This is a genomic window from Candidatus Avoscillospira sp. LCP25S3_F1, from assembly GCF_052117125.1.
Lineage (GTDB): Bacteria > Bacillota > Clostridia > Oscillospirales > Oscillospiraceae > Avoscillospira_A.
Map to the genome: position 1 here is coordinate 1 of NZ_JBQKJT010000065.1, position 640 is coordinate 640.

Here is a 640-nt window from a genome sequence, read left to right on the forward strand (position 1 = left end):
AGCTCTCCTCTTAACCTTCCGGCACCGGGCAGGCGTCAGCCCCTATACGTCATCTTTCGATTTAGCAGAGACCTGTGTTTTTGGTAAACAGTCGCTTGGGCCTATTCACTGCGGCCCTCTTCCGAGGGCGCCCCTTCTCCCGAAGTTACGGGGCCATTTTGCCGAGTTCCTTAACAACCCTTCTCCCGTTGGCCTTAGGATTCTCTCCTCATCTACCTGTGTCGGTTTGCGGTACGGGCACCTTAGCATACCACGCAGCTTTTCTCGCCACAGAGCATCGCCCACTTCCCTACTTATTTTCGGTCCCTTTCGCCCGGGGCAACCAACGCCCGGGACAGGCTATCTCTATGTGTCACTACGCTTAAGGTTCGGTGGCTACGGAATTTCAACCGTATGTGCATCGACTACGCCTTTCGGCCTCGCCTTAGCTCCCGGCTTACCCTGGGCGGACGAACCTTCCCCAGGAAACCTTAGATTTTCGGCCATTATGATTCCCACATAATTCTCGCTACTCATTCCGGCATTCTCACTCGTATACAGTCCACACGTGCTCTCGCTCGTACTTCACCCCGTATACGACGCTCCCCTACCCCTGTACTTGCGTACAAGCCCAAGCTTCGGTTACATGCTTAGCCCCGTT

Annotated in this window: 1 rRNA gene; it reads right to left on the bottom strand. The window is 55.0% G+C overall.

Annotated elements, in window-relative coordinates:
* A 23S ribosomal RNA gene (locus ACTQ33_RS17115) occupies window positions 1-640 on the bottom strand; the annotation flags it as partial.